The organism is Ruegeria atlantica, from assembly GCF_001458195.1.
GTDB lineage: Bacteria > Pseudomonadota > Alphaproteobacteria > Rhodobacterales > Rhodobacteraceae > Ruegeria > Ruegeria atlantica.
In genome coordinates, this window is sequence record NZ_CYPU01000007.1 from 15,359 (window position 1) to 34,985 (window position 19,627).

A 19,627-nucleotide genomic window follows, 5' to 3' on the forward strand; every position below is an offset into this window, starting at 1 on the left:
CAATCGTCCCGCAAAATCGACACTATATTACTCAAAAGACCGGAGGACACATGTCACACAGCCTGCGCGCCCGCATTGATGCCAAAACCTATGCCGATCCGTCGGAAATTCTTGACGCGTTGATCGCAAATGCTGATCTGAGCGAAGCCGACCGCGCCGCGATCTGCGCGGCTGCGGCGCAATTGGTGCGTGATATCAGGTCCAGCACCTCACCCGGTATGATGGAAGTGTTCCTGGCCGAATACGGCCTGTCCACCGACGAAGGCATCGCGTTGATGTGTCTGGCCGAGGCGCTGCTGCGTGTACCCGATGCCGACACCATCGACGCGCTGATCGAGGACAAGATCGCCCCGTCGGATTGGGGCAAGCATCTGGGTCAATCCTCATCGTCTCTGGTCAATGCGTCCACATGGGCCCTGATGCTGACAGGCAAGGTGCTGGATGAAGACAAGACCTCTCCGGTCGGTGTCTTGCGCGGTGCGATCAAACGGCTGGGCGAACCCGTAATCCGAACGGCCGTCGGGCGCGCGATGAAGGAAATGGGTCGCCAGTTTGTCTTAGGCGAGACCATCCAATCCGCCTTGGACCGCGCCAGCGGCATGGAGGCTAAGGGCTACACCTACTCCTACGACATGCTAGGAGAGGCCGCGCGAACCGAAGCCGATGCCGCCCGCTATCACCTGTCCTACTCACGGGCGATTGCTGCAATCGCCGAAGCCTGCATTCACGACGATATCCGAGCCAATCCGGGGATTTCCGTCAAGCTGTCGGCGCTCCATCCACGCTATGAGTTGGCGCAGGAAGCAGAAGTCATGGAAGAACTGGTGCCCCGGTTGCGGGCCTTGGCCCTTTTGGCCAAGGCAGCAGGTATGGGCTTAAATGTAGACGCTGAAGAAGCAGATCGCCTCTCCCTGTCTCTGCAGGTGATCGAGGCGGTGATGGCCGAACCGGCCCTGGATGGTTGGGGCGGCCTGGGTATCGTCGTTCAGGCTTATGGCCCGCGTGCCAGGATCGTGCTGGACACACTGTATGACATGGCTGGGCGTCACGAACGAAAGCTGATGGTTCGTTTGGTCAAAGGGGCCTACTGGGATACCGAGGTCAAACGAGCTCAGGTTGAAGGCATCGATGGCTTTCCCGTGTTCACCCGCAAGGCGGCCACGGACATTTCTTACATCTCGAATGCGCGCAAACTGCTGGGTATGACCGATCGAATTTACCCGCAATTTGCCACCCACAACGCCCATACGGTCAGTGCGATCCTTCACATGGCCGATGACCAGCCATTCGAGTTCCAGCGCCTGCATGGAATGGGCGAAACCCTGCACCAGCTTGTCAAAGACCAAAACAACACACGGTGCCGGATCTATGCGCCGGTCGGGGCGCATCGGGACCTGCTGGCCTATCTGGTGCGGCGTCTGCTGGAGAACGGTGCAAACTCGTCATTCGTTAACCAAATCGTGGACGAGAACGTTCCGCCGGAAGAGGTCGCCGCTGATCCGTTCCTGACCATTGTGGATCAGGCACGACCGCTGCCAACCGGACCGAACCTGTTCCAACCGGAACGCGTCAATTCGAAGGGTTTCGACCTTCACCACACCCCGACATTGGACAAGATCGACGCCGCGCGGGATGCATTCCGGGCGCACCACTGGTATGCGCAGCCGCTGTTGTCCGGCGATGCAAGCCCGGAACAGGACCAACCGGTTACCAATCCGGCCCAACCGCAGGATCGCCCCGGAGCAATCGCCCCCGCCAGCGCCGAGGATGTCGAGCTTGCCCTGAATTCCGCGGCACCGTGGCAGGCACCACCAGCAGAACGGTCGCGTATCTTGAATACTGCTGCCGATCTATATGAGGCTCATTTCGGCGAGCTTTTCGCCTTGCTCGCGCGCGAGGCAGGTAAGTCCCTGCCCGATGCCGTTGCCGAACTGCGTGAGGCGGTCGATTTCCTGCGCTACTACGCTGCGAGCATTCCCGATGCGGAACCGGCAGGCGTTTTCACCTGTATCAGCCCATGGAACTTCCCGCTCGCTATCTTCACAGGCCAGATTTCAGCAGCCTTAGCCACAGGCAACGCAGTTCTGGCCAAGCCCGCACCGCAAACGCCACTGATCTCGCATCGGGCCGTTCAATTGCTGCACGAGGCCGGAGTTCCCCGCGACGTGCTGCAATTATTGCCCGGCGGCCCGTCCGTTGGTGTGGCGTTGACCTCTGATCCGCGTGTATCCGGAGTGGCGTTTACCGGATCGACGGCGACCGCGTTGAAAATACGCGCAGCCATGGCCGACAACCTGCGCCCCGGCACGCCTCTGATCGCCGAGACCGGCGGGTTGAACGCGATGATCGTGGACAGTACCGCCCTGCCCGAACAGGCCGTTCAGTCTATCATCGAAAGCGCGTTTCAATCTGCCGGGCAGCGGTGTTCTGCCTTGCGGTGTCTCTATGTCCAGGAAGATATCGCCGACGATTTGCTGACAATGCTAACCGGTGCAATGCAGGCTCTACAGGTCGGAGATCCTTGGTTGATCTCAACCGATTGCGGACCGGTTATTGACGAGTCGGCGCGCCAGGGCATTGCAGATCACGTTGCCAATGCCCGCGCCGCAGGCCGCGTTTTAAAGGACACGCCCATACCGCCGGAAGGGACATTCATCGCCCCAACACTTATTGAGATACCCGGCATTTCCGCGCTGAAGCGTGAGATTTTTGGCCCTGTCCTGCATGTCGTTCGCTTCAAGGCATCTGAGATTGATCAGGTGATCGCCGACATTAACGCAACCGGGTACGGACTGACATTTGGTTTGCACACACGTATTGACGACCGGGTGCAACACATCACCGAAGCGGTGCATGCGGGCAATATCTACGTCAACCGCAACCAAATCGGCGCCATCGTAGGATCTCAGCCATTTGGCGGTGAGGGGCTTTCGGGCACAGGCCCCAAGGCGGGTGGGCCGAATTACATGACGCGGTTCTGCGCCCCGGACCGGCAGCAGTCCGACGAACAATGGGACCACCCAATGGGCGAGCTTCCCGATGTTCAGGGTACGCCCGCGTCGGTGCAGACCCAATCCCTGCCCGGCCCGACGGGCGAATCCAACCGGTTGAGCGAATTCCCACGCGCGCCATTGCTGTGCCTGGGTCCCGGAGCCGAGGCCGCACGTGTACAGACCGACGCCGTTCAGGCGCTGGGTGGTACGGCCATTCAGGCGACCGGTTCGTTAGACTTGCATCGGTTGGAGAACGTGACCGGGATATCGGGCGTTCTTTGGTGGGGCGATGACGACACAGCGCGTGAGATCGAACGTCACCTCGCCCGCCGGGACGGTCCGATCCTGCCGCTGATCCCCGGCCTTCCGGACCGCGCACGAGTTCTGGCCGAGCGCCACCTGTGCGTTGATACAACAGCCGCGGGCGGCAATGCCGCATTGCTTGGGGGTGCGGCGTAAGCATGCCTTGACGCTGGGCCGGGAAAAGCCCAGCGTCGCCTCATGTTTCCAATCCGCGACCATAACCCTTCGGGGCGAACACCCTATGTCGTCTATCTGCTGATGGCGGCCAATATCCTGATATTCCTCAACTATGTGGGTATCATGAACGATGTCCGGCTGATCAATCAGCTGTACTACGACTATGCGATTATCCCAGCGCGGATCACGGACGGTTTTGCTTTTGAGACGCTGGTGACCTCGATGTTCCTGCACGGAGGTTGGATGCATCTGGCCGGAAACATGCTGTTCCTGTGGATTTTCGGCGACAACCTCGAAGATGAAATGGGCCACCTGCCCTTTCTGCTGTTCTATATTGCAGCCGGAATCGGGGCGGGTCTGATCCATGTTTTCACAGCGCCGGGCTCGGTCGTGCCGACCATTGGCGCATCCGGTGCGATTGCGGGTGTCATGGGTGGTTACTTGCTGCTGTTCCCCAAGGCCCGCGTGGATATCCTGCTGATCCTCATTGTCTATTTCCGCATATTCACAATACCTGCCTTTGTCATGCTGGGGGTTTGGTTGGCTATGCAGTTCTTTGGCAGTCTGGCCAGCAACCCGGACGAAGGCGGGGTGGCCTATTGGGCGCATACGGGTGGGTTTTTCGTGGGTCTGATCTTGTGCATTCCAATCTGGCTGCGGCGCGGCGGCACTGATTTTTGGGGCCGCACCCACGGCCATCCGCCGCATCCTGAACACAAGTACAAGCTAACTCAGTCGCGTATTCCCCGCGTACCCCGCAGGTAGCAGGGCTTCAGGTTTTCGGGGTCTGGCCGCCGCTAAGATGGGTGATTTCCCGCGCCGCGGCCAGAACCAATTCACCCAGCGCATGCGCACGATCCGCTCCGAACCGAGCGGTCGGACCCGATACCGAGATCCCTGCACATGGCTCCCCCCGGTCATTGAAAATCGCCGAGCCGATACAGGACATGCCCTGATATCTTTCTTCCCGGTCATGCGACCAGCCGCGTGCACGGGTCTTGGCAAGATCCTGTTGTAACCCGTCGCCCGGTATCTGCGTGTTCGCGGTGAATTCCACTGGAGCAATCGCCCCTAGCGTTTTGGCCAACCCTGGCTCACTCATTGCGGCAAGGATCGCCTTCCCGATGCCGGAGGCATACATCGGCGTTCGTGCCCCGGGCGGGAAAAAGGCGCGGATGGGGTTCGGAGTTTCGACCTGACCGACAAAGACCACCTCGGACCCATCCGGCACCGCCAGGTTGGCGGTCTCACCGCTGTCCTGCATAAGACGTCTGAGGATTGGCCGCCCGATTTCAAGCACGCTGTTGCGGCGCAGGAACGAAGCGCCGGTGCGGTATGCCTCGATCCCGATCATCCATTCCTGACGCTCGTCGTCAAAGGCAACAAAGCCGTGTTTCTGCAAGGTCACCAGAATGCGGTGCGTCGTGGCCGTCGGCACATCGATCTCGCGTGCCAGATCGCTGAGCGCTGCGCGTTCCAACCGGGCCACCGTTGTCAAAACGCCCAGCGCCCGATCCAGCGATTGCATGGTCCCGGCCGAACTTTCCTTGAACAGGGATTTGGGCCTGCCGCGCGGTCTTTTCTGACTGTCCATCACCTTATTCCCTTGCTCAACGCCAGAATATTTCTGAACCGTCCATTTTGAGGTCCAAAAATGAAAAACAGAAAACTGCATAAATACAGAGCTTTAAATATTTAATCACAAAAATGAAAATATTTCTCAAGAAAATTGCACGCCGAGAGGTTTTCCCGGACACTTACATCCAAAGCGGAGGAATAACAGATGTCCAACCAAAACCCAGTTTTCATACCCGGCCCAACCAACATTCCAGACCGGTTGCGTCTTGCCATGCAGGTTCAGACGCAGGATCACCGCGCACCGGATTTTGTCGAAACATTTGCACCTGTCCTTGAGGACACAAAAAAAGTGTTCGGTACCACGACCGGTCAGATCGTGACCTTTCCATCCAGTGGCACCGGTGGGTGGGAAGCAGCCATTACCAACACACTTAGCCCCGGCGACAAGGTTCTGGTCGCGCGCTATGGCGTGTTCAGCCATCGCTGGGTCGACTTGTGCGAGCGGCACGGGCTGGACGTTCAGATTGTCGAATGCCCTTGGGGCACCGGCGCGCCCGCTGATCAGTTTCAGGCCGCTTTGGCCAATGATACCGCGCATGAAATTCGCGCCGTTCTGGTGACCCACAACGAAACGGCGACTGGTGTACGTTCGGACATCGCCGCGGTTCGCCAAGCGATGGATTCGGAAAACCATCCCTCGATGCTGTTTGTCGATTGCGTCAGCTCTTTGGCCTCGATGCCGTTCGACTTTGACGCTTGGGGCGTCGATATCGCCGTATCGGGGTCGCAAAAGGGGTTCATGCTGGCGACCGGCATGGCAATCCTATGCGTCAGCCCAAAGGCACAGGACGCGATGAAAAGCGCCAAGCTACCGCGTACCTTCTTTGACTTCGACGATATGATGGCAGCCAATGCATCGGGCGGGTTTCCCTATACGCCGCCGCTGCAATTGATCTACGGCATGCGCGAAAGCCTCAAGATGCTGTTCGAAGAAGGGCTTGAGAACGTTTATGCCCGGCATTTCCGACTGGCCGAAGGTGTGCGCCGCGCCGTTGACGCCTGGGGGCTGAAACTGGTCGCGCAATCGCCCGATCTGTATTCTGACACTGTAAGCGCGATCTACGTGCCAAACGGGTATGATAGCAACACACTCACTGACCACGCGTTCAACGCTTATGGCGTGTCCTTTGGTATTGGACTGGGTCAACTGAATGGTAAGACGTTCCGCATCGGCCATCTAGGCAGTCTGACGGATGTGATGGTTTTGTCCGGCCTCGGCACAATCGAGATGGCGATGGCCGATCTGAACTATCCGATCACTTTGGGCAGCGGGGTCGCGGCGGCGCAGGATTTCTATCGCACCGGCCCATCTGACCGCGCCCAGGCCGCAGCCTGAGGAGGATGGCAATGCTGGATCACATCCCCGCAGCCGATCTGACAATCGACGATATGCGCGCCGCGCATGAACGGATCAAACCCTTCATCCGGCGCACGCCGATCATGGTGTCGGACTATTTGAACGACCTGACCGGAGCGCAGCTGTTCTTCAAATGCGAGAACTTCCAAGAAGCCGGCGCGTTCAAAGTACGCGGTGCGAGCAACGCGGTTTTCGGCCTGAGTGATGATATGGCGACCAAGGGCGTTTGCACACACTCCAGTGGCAACCACGCTTTGTCCCTGTCTTATGCCGCCGGACGGCGGGGTATTCCCTGCAACGTGGTGATGCCGCGCACTGCGCCGCAAGCCAAGAAGGACGCCGTGCGCCGTTATGGCGGGACGATCACGGAGTGCGAGCCGTCAACCTCATCCCGCGAGGCGACCTTTGCCGAAGTGCAGGCCAGAACGGGCGGAGAGTTCGTGCACCCTTATAACGACCCGCGCGTCATTGCGGGTCAGGCCACTTGCTCGGCCGAAATGTTGGAACAGACAGACGGAGTGGATGCAGTCATCGCCCCGATCGGAGGCGGGGGCATGGTCTCGGGCACGTGCCTGACGGTTTCGAACCTGGCACCTGACACCGCAATCTATGCCGCCGAGCCAGAACAGGCGGACGACGCATACCGATCCTTCAAAGCAGGCCACATCATCGCCGATGATGCGCCAAAAACCATCGCCGACGGGCTACTCGTGCCACTGAAAGAGAACACGTGGCACTTCGTGTCCCGAAATGTGACCGACATTTTCACCGCCTCTGACGACGAGATCATGGAAGCGATGAAGCTGACGTGGAAATACCTGCGCGTCGTGATGGAGCCGTCATCGGCCGTGCCTCTGGCAACCATACTCAAGAACCCGGACGAATTCCGCGGCAAGCGCGTCGGTGTGATCATCACCGGCGGCAACGTGGATCTGGACAAACTGCCCTGGCTGAAAGGGTAAGGAGGAACGACATGAACAAACCTGTGAACATCAAAGAACTGGAAGTCGGGTTCGACATCCCCGCTGCCATCGGCATGGATGAAAGCGAAATCCAGACCCCTTGCCTGATCCTGGATCTCGATGCGCTGGAGCGGAACATCAAGAAGATGGGCGATTATGCGAAGGCCCACGGTATGCGCCACCGCGTGCACGGCAAGATGCACAAATCCGTCGACGTCGCCAAGCTACAAGAACAGCTCGGCGGTGCGGTTGGCGTCTGCTGTCAAAAGGTATCTGAGGCTGAGGTTTTCGCGCGGGGCGGCATCAAGGATGTCCTCGTGTCGAACCAGGTCCGCGACCCGGCCAAGATCGACCGATTGGCGCAACTGCCCAAATTGGGCGCGCGCACTATTGTGTGCGTGGACGACATCGACAATGTCGCCGACCTGTCCAAAGCCGCTGTCGATCACGGCACGGAGCTTGAAGTCTTTGTCGAAATTGACTGCGGTGCAGGTCGGTGCGGCGTGACCACGACCCAAGCCGTTGTCGATATCGCAAAAGCTGTCAACGCTGCGCCCAACCTGAAATTTACCGGCATTCAGGCCTATCAAGGCGCGATGCAGCACCTCGACACCTATGAGGCGCGCAAAGAGAAGCTGGATGCAGCCATCGCCAAGGTCAAAGACGCGGTTGACGGTTTGAAAACCGAAGGCATCGACTGCGAGCTGGTTTCGGGCGGTGGAACAGGATCATACTACTTCGAGAGCAATTCAGGCGTTTACAACGAGTTGCAGTGCGGATCCTACGCTTTCATGGATGCGGATTATGGGCGCATTCTGGACGAGAACGGCAAACGGATCGATCAGGGTGAATGGGAAAACGCGCTGTTCATTCTGACCAGCGTGATGAGCCATGCCAAGACTGACAAGGCTATCTGCGACGCCGGCCTCAAGGCGCAATCGGTCGATAGCGGCCTGCCCTTCATCTTTGGGCGCGACGATGTGGAATACCTCAAATGTTCGGACGAGCACGGTGTCATTGGCGATCCCGACGGCGTCCTGAAGGTGAACGACAAGCTGCGGCTGGTGCCCGGCCACTGTGATCCCACCTGCAACGTCCACGATTGGTATGTCGGCGTACGCGACGGCAAGGTCGAGGCTCTGTGGCCCGTGTCGGCCCGCGGAAAGGCTTATTGATGAGGGATGCTATGACCACGCAAGAAGGCCTGCTGATTGTGGGCGAAGACCTGTGCGAACAGCTGGTGGGCCGCCAACAGGCCTTTGACGCGGTCCAATCCGTGTTTGGTGCGATGGCCAACGGCGGGGCACGGAACTTTCCTGTCGTTCGCGAGGCACTGGGTTATGCCGATGCACTGTATGGGTTCAAATCCGGTTTTGATCGGGATGGACAGGTTTTGGGCGTTAAGTCCGGCGGCTATTGGCCGGGCAATGCCGAACAAGGATTGACCAATCACCAATCCACGGTGTTTCTGTTCGATCCCGACACGGGGCGGCTTTCGGCATTGGTGGGTGGCAACTACCTAACGGCCGTGCGAACAGCAGCTTCATCAGCGGTTTCCATCGCACATCTTTCCCGAAAAGACGCCAAAGTGCTGGGCATGGTTGGCGCCGGACATCAGTCGGCCTTCCAGCTACGCGCCGCCGCTGAACAGCGGGGCTTTGAAAAAGTTGTCGCCTGGAATCCGCACCCCGACATGCTGCCCCGTTTGGCGGCTGTCGCCGAGGAAATCGGACTGGAATTCGAAGCCGTCAGTCAACAAGAGCTGGGTGCCCAATCGGATGTCATCATCACCATCACCTCGGCGTTCGAGCCGCTATTGATGAAAGACTGGATCAAACCCGGCACGCATCTGGCCTGTATGGGCACAGACACGAAAGGCAAGATGGAGGTCGACCCGGCGCTGGTCGCCTCGGCCACCGTTTTCACCGACGAGGTCGCTCAATCCGCGACGATTGGCGAGGCACAGCACGCCATGGGAAGCGGCACTTTGACCGAAACACAGATCACCCCAATTGGTGCGGTCATCAACGGCGATCACCCCGGGCGGAGCAGTGTTGACGAGATCACTCTGTTCGACGGAACTGGCGTGGGTCTGCAGGACCTCGCTGTTGCATCCGTCGCCGCGCGGTTGGCGGACGAAGCAGGTCTGGCACAACGCGCGACCCTCTGAAAACGAAAAAAGCGCGCCTCAATCGGGGCGCGCTTGCGGAATCTCTATATGGCTGATCAGCCTCGGATCACCTTGGAAAACTGATCGAAAATCGGCTCGTTCGAACAGATCACTTCACCGTCTTCCAAAACGTTGCCTTCAGGGTTTAGCGCCTGAACAAATCCGCCCGCTTCTTGGACGATGATGATTCCGGCGGCCACATCCCAGGAATTCAGGCGACGCTCCCAAAAGCCTTCGTAACGCCCCGCTGCCACATAAGCCATGTCCAGCGCGGCGGCACCCCAGCGGCGCACACCAGCACAAGCAGGCATTAGACGCGCCAGATCCTGCAGGGTCGCAGGCAGGTCCGAACGGCCACCAAAAGGCAGGCCCGTCGAGAAAATCGACTCGATCATCCGATGACGGCCCGAGACGCGGATACGCATGTCGTTCATCCAAGCGCCCTCGCCTTTTTCGGCAAAGAACATCTCATCCTTGGCAGCGTCATAGATAACACCGGCGACGATCTTGCCCTTATGTTCCAGCGCGATTGAGATCGCCCAGTGCGGCAGTCCGTGCAAGAAGTTCGTGGTGCCGTCCAGCGGGTCGACGATCCAGCGGCGCGTCGGGTCTTCGCCCTCAATCACGCCACCTTCTTCGGCCAGCCAGCCGTAGGTCGGGCGTGCGCCCAGCAGTTCCTCTTTCAGGATCGCCTCGGCAGCAATGTCAGCTTTGGACACAAAGTCGCCTGCGCCTTTCATCGAAACCTGAAGGTTCTCGACTTCACGGAAATCCTTGACCAAAGAACGCCCCGCCTTACGCGCGGCTTTGATCATGATGTTGAGGTTTGCACTGCCAACCATTGTCCAAAGGCTCCTGTCCGGTCAAACCGCGCGTATACTGATGCAAAGCGCCCTTGCCAAGAGGAATGATGCGCATAGCAGACCCGCGTTTTTTGCCTATTGCTCTTGCAGCTTGCGCGCCTCGGTTTCGGCCAGCTGAATCAGCTCTTGCACGAAAGGTTTTTCTAGGTCCTCGCTGCGCACTGCCGCGTAAAGCCTGCGGGTAATGCCGCCCTTGGTCAGGGGGCGAGTGACGTAGTCGGAATTGTACTTCACTTCGCGCACAACCCAATCAGGCAGCACCGAAATACCGCGGTTCGACGCGACCAGCAAAAGGATCACTGCAGTCAATTCAACCTGCCGGATCGCGGCCGGTTCGACCCGCGCGGGTATCAACAACTGGCTGAACACATCCAGCCGGGTGCGCTCCACCGGATAGGTAATCAGGGTCTGACCACGGAAATCCTCGGCCTCTATGAAATCCTTCTGCGCCAACGGGTGGGATGATGCCGCGACAAAGACGGCATCATAGTCAAAAAGCTCAATGAACTTGATGCCCGGCAGGTCCTCGGGGTCGGACGAGACAACCAGATCCACCTCTTCTTTTTGCAGTGCTGGCAGGGCGTCGAATGCCAAACCTGGACGGATATCAACGTCCACATCACCCCATGATTTCCGGAAAGATTCAAGCACCGGGAATAACCATTCGAAACACGCGTGACATTCGATCGCGATATGCATCCGCCCAGCGCGCCCATCCCGAAGCGACGAGAATTCCTGTTGTGTGGCCTGAACTTGCGGCAATATCTGTTCTGCCAAACGCAACAGGCGCAGCCCGGCCGCAGACAGTTTCATCGGCTTGGATCGGCGCAAAAACAACTCAACTCCCGCCTGATCCTCTAACCCTTTGATTTGGTGGCTCAGCGCCGATTGGGTGATGTTCAATTGATCCGCCGCACGGGCCAAACCACCACATTCATGGATCGCCTTGATCGTACGCAGGTGGCGGAATTCGATGTGCATTGCAGTGATACTCATGTTGTTCTTGAATAATATGAGCTTGTCTCACATTGCTCGAACTGGCACAAGGGCTCTGCACCAACCAAATGAGGCCGAGATGACCAAGCCAGAAATTTCATTCGAGTTCTTTCCGCCCAAGACGCTCGAAGCCTCGTTTCGTCTTTGGGACACGGTTCAGACTCTGGCCCCGTTAGAGCCGCGCTTTGTCTCGGTCACCTATGGTGCGGGTGGTACAACGCGGGAACTGACCCGCGATGCGGTGGCGACCCTGCACAAATCCTCGGGGCTGCCTGTTGCTGCGCATTTGACATGTGTTGATGCCTCGCGGCAGGAAACGCTGGAAATCGCGGATACTTTCGTGCGCGCGGGCGTTCAGGATATCGTAGCCCTGCGCGGTGATCCGCCAAGCGGTCAGGATCGATTTGAGCCGCACCCCGAAGGTTTTGCAAATTCGGTTGAACTGATCTCGGCCCTGGCTGAGACTGAGATGTTCAACATTCGGGTCGGCGCCTACCCCGACATTCACCCCGAGGCACAAAACGCCGGCACCGATATTGATTGGCTCAAAGCCAAACTGGATGCGGGCGCAGATGAGGCCCTGACTCAGTTCTTTTTTGAGGCCGAGACGTTTTTTCGGTTCCGGGACGCCTGCGAAAAAGCAGGCATCGACAAGCTCATCGTGCCCGGCATCCTGCCGATCGAGAACTGGAAAGGTGCACGCAATTTCGCCAAACGATGCGGCACGCGCATTCCCCAATGGGTCGAACAGGCGTTTGAAAAGGCCGTGCGCGACGATCGTGAGGATTTGCTGGCCACAGCATTGTGTACCGAGCTTTGCTCGGACCTGATCGACGGGGGCGTGGACAAGCTGCATTTCTACACGCTGAACCGGCCGGAATTGACGCGTGATGTGTGTTTTGCCCTTGGCATAACACCGAAGGCTGATCTGCAAAACGTGGCCTAACCGGGTCGGCCCAAAAGACAGTATCCCACCGCGAGGAAAGAAATTAAGAACAATTGCCGCAACGCGCTGCAATTGTTCCCGTAAGCACTTCAATTTTGCGTGAAATTTGACAAATTCAACGTCCTGCTCAAGTTGAAGGGGTGACGTTTTTTTGTTTTGTGATGAGTAAATTGGGTTATGGAAACTGTTGAAAAAATCAAAGCCCGCACAGAAGCACTGCATGCTTTGGGGTTGGGTCAAAAGGCCAGTTCGGACGACATCAGAAGCGCTTGGCGGAACATTGCGTTCAATGGCCATCCAGACCAGTCCGAGGGCGACAGTTCCGGATTTACCCGCGCCAAGGATGCATATGATTTTTTGCGAAAAGAAGGACTGGCGGGGAAGGGTGTTGGGTCCAGCAAACCTCGTCGTCCGAAACTGCGCCGTCGTATTCTTACACTGGAAACCGCCGCCATCAACGCATGCCGAGCCCTACTGAACAAAGCGTTGCCGGACCGATCGGACGAGGTCGAAACTCCGGAGTCTGAACTGATGTGCAAATCGGACCATGTGCCCGACGCGGTCGGGTTATTTGGACGCCATGTGACATTCTTTGTCTCAACGCCGGTCTATGAAGGTGCAAACCGCGTGGCATTGCCGACGTCGGTTTTGGCAAGCTCACGCCAGACGGAAACCGAGGTGCTGAATTTCCAGTCCAACGACTCCGGCGGCGGCGAGGTTGTTGTGCCCGAAGCGATTACTGCCCGGACGTTCCCTGGGGCCAAAAGCGTTCGCATTCGGTTCGATGCCGATCAGCAGATGCGGGACGAATTCTCGTTTGCACATTAACAAAAAAGCCCGGCTGAAATGAGCCGGGCTTTGGCTTGGTGAGTGGCCATTTAGTTTGAAATCGGGCCTTCCGAGGTGAATTTCGGAATCACGCTGGAGGAAGCGCCATCGGGTTCGATCCCCGGCCAGTTGCCCTCGGCGAGGTTGATATTGCCAGGCACGTCTTCTTCCCAGAAACCGACGACGACATCGGTGATGTTCAGATAAAGCTTGTCATCGACGATGCGCCACAGGTTCGGGTTCGCAGGGACTTTACCGCCCTTCGACACACCGTATGCGCAATGTCCGTCATATTGCGGTGCGTAGAAGGCTGGGTTCTCCTGAAATTTGTCGCGGTTCTCTTCAGACGAAAATGCCCAGGTGGCACCATTGTATTCCGCGGTGATGTCTGCACGGCCGCGTACAGGTGCGGGTTGAGATTGACCAACCGCAACCTGATCTAGGCCACGATATGCGACGACATCGTAGCCGGACACGGCGAACCCGGTGCCGTCAATATACTGGTCACCAGCAAAGGCCGGAGCGGCAAGGGTCAGTGCCGCAGCTACAGTCAGGGCAAAACGTTTCATGGTGGTAAGTCCTTTTGTCCTCGGGGTTGTTGATTTGCCCGAACTTGCGGGTCTGAACATACAATAGGCGATTCAGACCGCTTGCGAAGTCCCCCTCGCGTCGCTGTGACGTTGAATGAGAATTCGTGAGATGTCGGGTGAGGATTGTTACAAAAACGCTGCGCTCTGGGGGGTTGGACTTGGTGCTTTGCAACATTAGCTGTTCTGCTGGACGGACAATTCACCTGCACTTTGCGAAGAAAGGCAAGAAATGAGCGAGCAACCGACCTATACGCCCCCAAAGGTCTGGACATGGGACAGCCAGAATGGCGGCCAATTTGCCAACATCAATCGCCCAATCGCTGGCGCCACCCACGACAAGGATCTGCCGATTGGACGGCACCCCCTGCAGCTCTATTCACTGGCCACGCCGAACGGCGTGAAAGTAACTGTGATGCTGGAGGAACTGCTGGCGCTGGGTCACGAAGGTGCCGAATACAACGCCTGGCTGGTCAATATCGGCGAAGGCGATCAGTTCAGCTCGGGCTTTGTCGGGGCCAACCCAAATTCGAAAATCCCCGCTCTTTGGGATCGCTCGGGCGACAAGCCGACACGCGTGTTCGAAAGCGCTTCGATCCTGTTTCATTTGGCCGAAAAGTTTGACGCGTTTTTGCCCGCGTCCGGACCGGAACGTACGGAAGTCATGAACTGGGTCTTCTGGCAGATGGGCAGTGCACCCTATCTGGGCGGTGGGTTTGGCCATTTCTACGCCTATGCGCCGGAAAAGTTCGAATACCCAATTGACCGCTTTACGATGGAGACCAAGCGCCAGCTGGACGTTCTGGATCGCGAACTGGCCGACAAGACGTATATCGCAGGCGAGGACTACACCATCGCGGACATGGCGATCTGGCCCTGGTATGGCCAGCTGGTTCTAGGCCGACTTTACAGCGCCGCGGAATTCCTGGACGTGGAATCCTACAAGAACGTCATGCGGTGGGCCAAGGCCATCGACGAGCGCCCTGCCGTTCAGCGGGGCCGCATGGTCAACCGCCCGTTCGGTGAACCACATACCCAGCTGCACGAACGCCACGAGGCCAGCGATTTCGAAACCCGCACCCAGGACAAACTGGAAGCAGCTGCGGAATAATCATAAAAAGCCCCGCAGATCATTCATGCGCGGGGCTTTTTTCCTACTTCAGAATAGGCGGTTTTTCCAGGTTTCTGCCGGGTATCGTCTGCGTGACAACGCGGACTTCTGGCTGCGGCAGATCGAACCGCAATCCAACCCGCGCCAATGAGGCAGCTGCCTGATCATGCGCACCGAAGAACCCGACATCCATTGCCCCCGCCTCAATCCCGGAAAACGTCAACGCCTCGGACGCAGCCTTGGCCAGAGCGGGCTCGGCCCCTTCGACTACACCTATGAACCCAAGCAGGTGACCGGAACCGCCGCCTTCGGATTTCGTTCCGACCAGATATGCGGCTTCAGCCAACCCAATGGCCGTGGCAAGTTTCGCGTCCAGCGCGGTCAACAAATCGTCCGGCAGACCCGCAGGGGGCAAGAACTCTGCCAACCGTTGCTGAACCTCCTCTGGCCCATGCTGCAAGGTTTCCGCTAGCCATCCCAGCGCCTCGGACGGGATCAGCATAGAGGACGGCGCAACTTCGAGGTTGAGACCCAGCCCAATCCCCTGACCCGCCAGCATGGAGGTCAACACCCGGCCCGACAACGCCACATAAGGAACAGGACGTTCGGCAAACCGCGCCAACCGGTCCTCTCGGTCAAAGGCCAGCACAAAGCGCCCATCGGCGACGTCGAACAACTCGGGTGAGATGTTTTCGCCCTTCGCCTCTTCTGTCAGCATCAGAAACAGCTCGCTGTCGGCAAGCCGTTCGAAGAACCGCAATCGCGCTGCATCATCGTTTGGGGCCGCAGTCATTGCGGCGTGGGCAGTATCCAGGGCCGTGGTTTCAGTCATTCAGAACCTCTTGCACCCGTGCACGCAGAACCGGCAGAAGGTCGGTCTGGAACCACGGGTTTTTCTTCATCCATGCCGTATTCCGCCACGAGGGATGAGGCAAGGCAAAGACGCGCGGCGCATGGTCCCGCCAGTTGCGAACCGTTTCCGTCACCGAGCTGCGCACATGCAGGTGGTATTTTTGAGCGTGCCCACCCACCAAAATAGTCAGGGGTATTTTCCCCAGCGTTTGCATGACTTTGTTGTGCCAGGTTTTGCCGCACACAGGGGGGGGCGGCAAATCCGCCTTGCGCGCATCATAACCCGGAAAACAAAAAGCCATCGGCACGATTGAAACCCGTGACCGGTCGTAGAACACGGCTTCATCCACCCCAAGCCAATCCCGCAAGCGATCTCCGGACGGATCGGAAAACGGCCGACCCGATTCATGCACCCGTGCACCCGGAGCCTGACCGGCAACCAAAATCGGCGTTCCCGGCTGAAACCAGACCACCGGGCGCGGCTGATGGGCGGTCTCTGTCGCGGCAAATCTTTCCGCGCAAATACGGCAGGCCGAGATTTCTTTCTGTAGCGAATTCATCAGATGGCAAGGTTTCCTGCATCAAATTGGTTGACGGTCACCCTCAAAGATAGTCAACGCAATGCGTGGGTCCAACCGATGGAAAAGTCACATTACCAACAGCACACGTGCCGGTGCATTGATCATTGCCCCCAAAACTCGACATAATATGGCCCACATAAAACGTAGGATAACAACCCGATTACCGGCACATCCGGTACTTTTAAAATAGTGCAAGCAGCAGGCCCTCAATGCTTGAGTTTGAAAATGTCAGTAAGTCCTTCTGGACCGGGACACGCCGCAAGGTGATCCTGGACAGTGTCTCGTTTCGGGTTCAATTGGGCCGTTCGATTGGCATTCTTGCACCTAACGGAACCGGCAAGACCACCTTGATCAATATGATGGCCGGCCTGGAAAAGCCCGATGAAGGCGTGATTCGAAAGTCCTGCCGCGTGTCTTTTCCTATGGGTTTCACCGGAGGTGTCGCAAACAAACTGTCCGCCCTGGAAAACGCGCGCTACGTCGCCAACATCTACGGGATGGACCCCGATTACGTCGAGGCCTACTGCAAATGGCTATGCGGATTGGGGGAGTATTTCAACCAACCTCTGGCCACTTACTCCAGCGGTATGAAAGCGCGCTTTACATTTGCTCTGATGTTGGCGCTTGATTTTGACATGTACCTGATTGACGAAGGGATGCCGGCGTCGACGGATGTGGAATTCAACAGGAAGGCCGGCGACATCCTTCGGGAAAAACTACGCACGACTACAATGGTGATCGTGTCGCACAGCCCCTCCGTTCTGGAGAAATTTGCGCAAGAGGCTGCCGTTTTGATGGATGGCCAGCTTTACATGTTCGACACCTTGGAAGAGGCAAAGCAGCTATATGACTACCAAACCCAAGGTTAGCATCTACAATTGGCGCCGCAACCGCCGCAACGCGGGAACGGAAGAAGACCGCGCTGATGCCATTTCACGCATTCGCAACGCGACCCAGCCACCCACTGCGGCCAATGACTCGGTGTCCAATACCGAGATTGACGCCATCAAACGCGAGGGACTGACCGGACGCCAATTGCGGTTGGCACGCAGACTGGCGCAAAAGAACGGCCTAGAGGCGACCTCGGACTATGATGCGGTGCGTTTGCTGCGCCAAAAGGGCATCGATCCGTTTCATCGCGCCAATTTGCTGGGGATGGCCGGTGAAACGGCACAGACCGAGGATCAAGCCAAGGACAAGGTCACGATTCATTTGCCGCAAACGGTCAGTGAAGGTGGAAAGACCCTGCCCGGGCCCGAGATGTCCCCTACGCAACGGCGCGAGTTTGAAATTGGCGAAATACAGAAAGACATCGCCCGCCGCCGCCGTCGCAAACTGCTTGCCCTGTTTGCCCGCCTTGCGGTTTTCGTCTTCCTGCCCACCTTTATTGTCGGGTTCTATTTCTACCGCGTGGCGACACCCATGTATGCCAGCGACTCGGCCTTCTCGATCCTTCAGGCGGACGGCGGCGGGGCATCGTTTGGCGGGTTTTTGGCGGGTACACAATACGCCACCGCGCAGGATTCTGTCGCCACACAGGAATTTCTGGAGTCCAAGGATGCCTTGCTGAGGCTTGAGCATGACATGGGTTTTGAAGAAATTTTCAAGCAGGAGTGGATCGATCCTATTCAACGGCTTTCGCCGGACGCCACGCTGGAAGAGGCTTACAAGCTCTTCCGACGTATGATCACCATCGGATACGACCCGAGCGACGGCATAATCCGGATGGAAGTCGCAGCCCCTGATCCGCAGATTTCGGTGGCCATCTCTGACCGTCTTCTGTCCTACGCCGAAGAAACCATAAACGGGCTTTCAGAACTCAAGCGTGAAGACCAGATGCGCGATGCGCTGGATGGTTTTGAAATGGCCCAGCAGGAACGCAGAAAAGCGCAGGAAGATCTGATCGAACTTCAGATTCAAGGCGCGTTGCTGGACCCTCAGAACGTCATCGCCAGCTTGCGTGGCCGCATAGACGCCATGGAAACGCAGATTCAGGACAAAGAACTACAATTGGCCGCATTGCTGGACAATCGTCGACCGAACCAGGCCAAGGTGGATGGTGCCCGTGCGGACATCGCGCGATTTGAGGCTGTGTTGGCAGAACTCAACGCGGAAATGCTGGATGTGTCAGCAGGCGAAAACTCGCTTGCCCGGCTCAGTGTACGAATTCAAATGGCGCAGGCCGATCTTGTTGCCAGGGATATGATACTGCAGACGGCTATGCAGCAAATGGAAACCACACGGACTGAAGCAAACCGCAAAGTGCGCTATCTGACAGTGTCCGTGAGGCCGGTGCCCAGTCAGGAACCCACCTATCCGCGCAAGTTCGAAAATACGATTTTGGCTTTTCTGTTGTTTGCTGGTATCTACCTGTTGATCTCGCTTACCGCGTCGGTCCTTCGTGAACAGGTATCCTCGTAAGACACATGAAACATGTAAAAATCTCCGACCTCACGGTCGGCAATGATCTGCCTCTGACGATCATTGCCGGCCCCTGTCAGCTTGAAAGCGCGGATCATGCGCAGATGATCGCAGGCAAAATGAAAGAAGCCTGTGATGCCGCCGGTGCGCAGTACGTTTTTAAGGCCTCATATGACAAGGCGAACCGCACCTCAATTTCAGGAGTCCGTGGACCCGGAATTGCCAAAGGTCTGGACATTCTGGATGGTGTGAAAAAACAAATTGGGGTGCCTGTCCTGACTGACGTACATACGCCAGAGCAATGCGCAGACGCGGCCAATGCTTGTGATGTTTTGCAGATTCCCGCTTTATTGTGCCGTCAAACCGACCTGGTGTTGGCCGCAGCCCAAACAGGCGCGGCGATCAATGTCAAAAAAGGGCAATTTCTGGCACCATGGGATATGGCGAACATTGTCGCCAAGATTGAGAGTGTTGGTAACTCGAAAATTCTGCTGACAGAACGTGGCACTTCGTTTGGGTACAACACCTTAGTGACAGATATGCGCTCGCTCCCGCAGTTGGCGGCGACAGGTTATCCGGTTGTGATGGACGCAACCCACTCGGTTCAGCAGCCTGCAGGGCTTGGAGGTTCGACCGGCGGTCAGCGTGAATTTGCTCCGGTGATGGCGCGCGCAGCTGCCGCCATAGGCGTCGGTGCTGTGTTTATTGAAACACACGAAGACCCGGACAAGTCTCCGTCAGACGGACCTAACATGATCTATCTGGACCAAATGCCTCAATTGATTGACACTTTGATGCGCTTTGATGCATTGGCCAAAGCCAATCCTATACAGATTTGAGTA

The 19,627-nt window shown here is 57.6% G+C and carries 18 protein-coding genes; 12 read left to right on the top strand and 6 right to left on the bottom strand.

What is annotated here, in order from left to right; genetic code table 11:
- Positions 1–50 precede the first annotated feature (50 nt).
- Together putA and RUA4292_RS01080 are read left to right on the top strand one after the other, a co-directional pair.
- Entirely contained in the window at positions 51–3,452 is a 3,402-nt protein-coding gene (putA, locus tag RUA4292_RS01075) for a bifunctional proline dehydrogenase/L-glutamate gamma-semialdehyde dehydrogenase PutA (protein ID WP_058275931.1), read from the top strand.
- Between the two features lie 42 nt (positions 3,453–3,494).
- Positions 3,495–4,238 carry a rhomboid family intramembrane serine protease gene (locus RUA4292_RS01080; RefSeq protein WP_058275932.1) on the top strand — a complete coding sequence of 248 codons (744 nt, stop codon included), beginning with the start codon at positions 3,495–3,497 and terminating at the stop codon, positions 4,236–4,238.
- A gap of 7 nt (positions 4,239–4,245) precedes the next feature.
- Here RUA4292_RS01080 and RUA4292_RS01085 read toward each other — a convergent pair whose 3' ends face one another.
- Positions 4,246–5,067, bottom strand: a complete 822-nt coding sequence (locus RUA4292_RS01085) for an IclR family transcriptional regulator (protein ID WP_058276044.1) — start codon at positions 5,065–5,067, stop codon at positions 4,246–4,248.
- A gap of 189 nt (positions 5,068–5,256) precedes the next feature.
- Between RUA4292_RS01085 and bhcA the strand changes: the two genes are divergently transcribed.
- From bhcA to bhcD, 4 genes are read left to right on the top strand one after another with little or no spacing between them, the layout of a single operon-like run.
- The gene (gene bhcA / locus RUA4292_RS01090; protein ID WP_058275933.1) at positions 5,257–6,447 is read left to right on the top strand and encodes an L-aspartate--glyoxylate aminotransferase BhcA; all 1,191 of its coding nucleotides are present in this window, start codon (positions 5,257–5,259) and stop codon (positions 6,445–6,447) included.
- Positions 6,448–6,458: 11 nt separating this feature from the next.
- Positions 6,459–7,430 carry a beta-hydroxyaspartate dehydratase BhcB gene (gene bhcB, locus RUA4292_RS01095; RefSeq protein WP_058276045.1) on the top strand — a complete coding sequence of 324 codons (972 nt, stop codon included), beginning with the start codon at positions 6,459–6,461 and terminating at the stop codon, positions 7,428–7,430.
- Positions 7,431–7,441: 11 nt separating this feature from the next.
- Complete coding sequence (gene bhcC, locus RUA4292_RS01100; protein ID WP_058275934.1) at positions 7,442–8,605, top strand: 3-hydroxy-D-aspartate aldolase BhcC; 1,164 nt, start codon at positions 7,442–7,444, stop codon at positions 8,603–8,605.
- 11 nt (positions 8,606–8,616) lie between these two features.
- Positions 8,617–9,600: an iminosuccinate reductase BhcD gene (gene bhcD, locus RUA4292_RS01105; protein WP_145974807.1), complete on the top strand. Its 984-nt coding sequence runs from the start codon at positions 8,617–8,619 to the stop codon at positions 9,598–9,600.
- 56 nt (positions 9,601–9,656) lie between these two features.
- On the opposite strand, the gene RUA4292_RS01110 is transcribed toward bhcD, so the two are convergent.
- Together RUA4292_RS01110 and RUA4292_RS01115 are read right to left on the bottom strand one after the other, a co-directional pair.
- Complete coding sequence (locus RUA4292_RS01110) at positions 9,657–10,442, bottom strand: inositol monophosphatase family protein (protein ID WP_058275936.1); 786 nt, start codon at positions 10,440–10,442, stop codon at positions 9,657–9,659.
- Positions 10,443–10,538: 96 nt separating this feature from the next.
- Positions 10,539–11,444 carry a LysR family transcriptional regulator gene (locus tag RUA4292_RS01115; RefSeq protein WP_058276046.1) on the bottom strand — a complete coding sequence of 302 codons (906 nt, stop codon included), beginning with the start codon at positions 11,442–11,444 and terminating at the stop codon, positions 10,539–10,541.
- Positions 11,445–11,538: 94 nt separating this feature from the next.
- On the opposite strand from RUA4292_RS01115, the gene metF reads away from it, so the two are divergent.
- Together metF and RUA4292_RS01125 are read left to right on the top strand one after the other, a co-directional pair.
- Positions 11,539–12,405 carry a methylenetetrahydrofolate reductase [NAD(P)H] gene (gene metF / locus RUA4292_RS01120; RefSeq protein WP_058276047.1) on the top strand — a complete coding sequence of 289 codons (867 nt, stop codon included), beginning with the start codon at positions 11,539–11,541 and terminating at the stop codon, positions 12,403–12,405.
- 177 nt (positions 12,406–12,582) lie between these two features.
- On the top strand, positions 12,583–13,233 hold the full coding sequence (locus RUA4292_RS01125) for a J domain-containing protein (protein ID WP_058275937.1): 651 nt from the start codon (positions 12,583–12,585) through the stop codon (positions 13,231–13,233).
- Between the two features lie 50 nt (positions 13,234–13,283).
- Here RUA4292_RS01125 and RUA4292_RS01130 read toward each other — a convergent pair whose 3' ends face one another.
- Positions 13,284–13,802, bottom strand: a complete 519-nt coding sequence (locus RUA4292_RS01130; RefSeq protein WP_058275938.1) for a YHS domain-containing (seleno)protein — start codon at positions 13,800–13,802, stop codon at positions 13,284–13,286.
- A gap of 250 nt (positions 13,803–14,052) precedes the next feature.
- Between RUA4292_RS01130 and yghU the strand changes: the two genes are divergently transcribed.
- Positions 14,053–14,931 carry a glutathione-dependent disulfide-bond oxidoreductase gene (yghU, locus tag RUA4292_RS01135; protein WP_058275939.1) on the top strand — a complete coding sequence of 293 codons (879 nt, stop codon included), beginning with the start codon at positions 14,053–14,055 and terminating at the stop codon, positions 14,929–14,931.
- 43 nt (positions 14,932–14,974) lie between these two features.
- On the opposite strand, the gene RUA4292_RS01140 is transcribed toward yghU, so the two are convergent.
- On the bottom strand, positions 14,975–15,763 hold the full coding sequence (locus RUA4292_RS01140; RefSeq protein WP_058275940.1) for an SseB family protein: 789 nt from the start codon (positions 15,761–15,763) through the stop codon (positions 14,975–14,977).
- Positions 15,756–16,343, bottom strand: a complete 588-nt coding sequence (locus tag RUA4292_RS01145; protein ID WP_058275941.1) for a uracil-DNA glycosylase family protein — start codon at positions 16,341–16,343, stop codon at positions 15,756–15,758. Before RUA4292_RS01145 ends, RUA4292_RS01140 begins: the two co-directional genes overlap by 8 nt.
- Positions 16,344–16,573: 230 nt before the next feature.
- Between RUA4292_RS01145 and RUA4292_RS01150 the strand changes: the two genes are divergently transcribed.
- From RUA4292_RS01150 to kdsA, 3 genes are read left to right on the top strand one after another with little or no spacing between them, the layout of a single operon-like run.
- Positions 16,574–17,233, top strand: coding sequence for an ABC transporter ATP-binding protein (locus RUA4292_RS01150; RefSeq protein WP_058275942.1), 660 nt, complete (start codon positions 16,574–16,576; stop codon positions 17,231–17,233).
- A complete protein-coding gene (locus RUA4292_RS01155) occupies positions 17,211–18,785 on the top strand; it encodes a KpsE/RkpR family capsule polysaccharide export protein (RefSeq protein WP_058275943.1) in 1,575 nt (524 codons plus the stop codon). Before RUA4292_RS01150 ends, RUA4292_RS01155 begins: the two co-directional genes overlap by 23 nt.
- 5 nt (positions 18,786–18,790) lie before the next feature.
- On the top strand, positions 18,791–19,624 hold the full coding sequence (gene kdsA, locus RUA4292_RS01160) for a 3-deoxy-8-phosphooctulonate synthase (protein ID WP_058275944.1): 834 nt from the start codon (positions 18,791–18,793) through the stop codon (positions 19,622–19,624).
- The last annotated feature ends 3 nt before the right edge of the window (positions 19,625–19,627 follow it).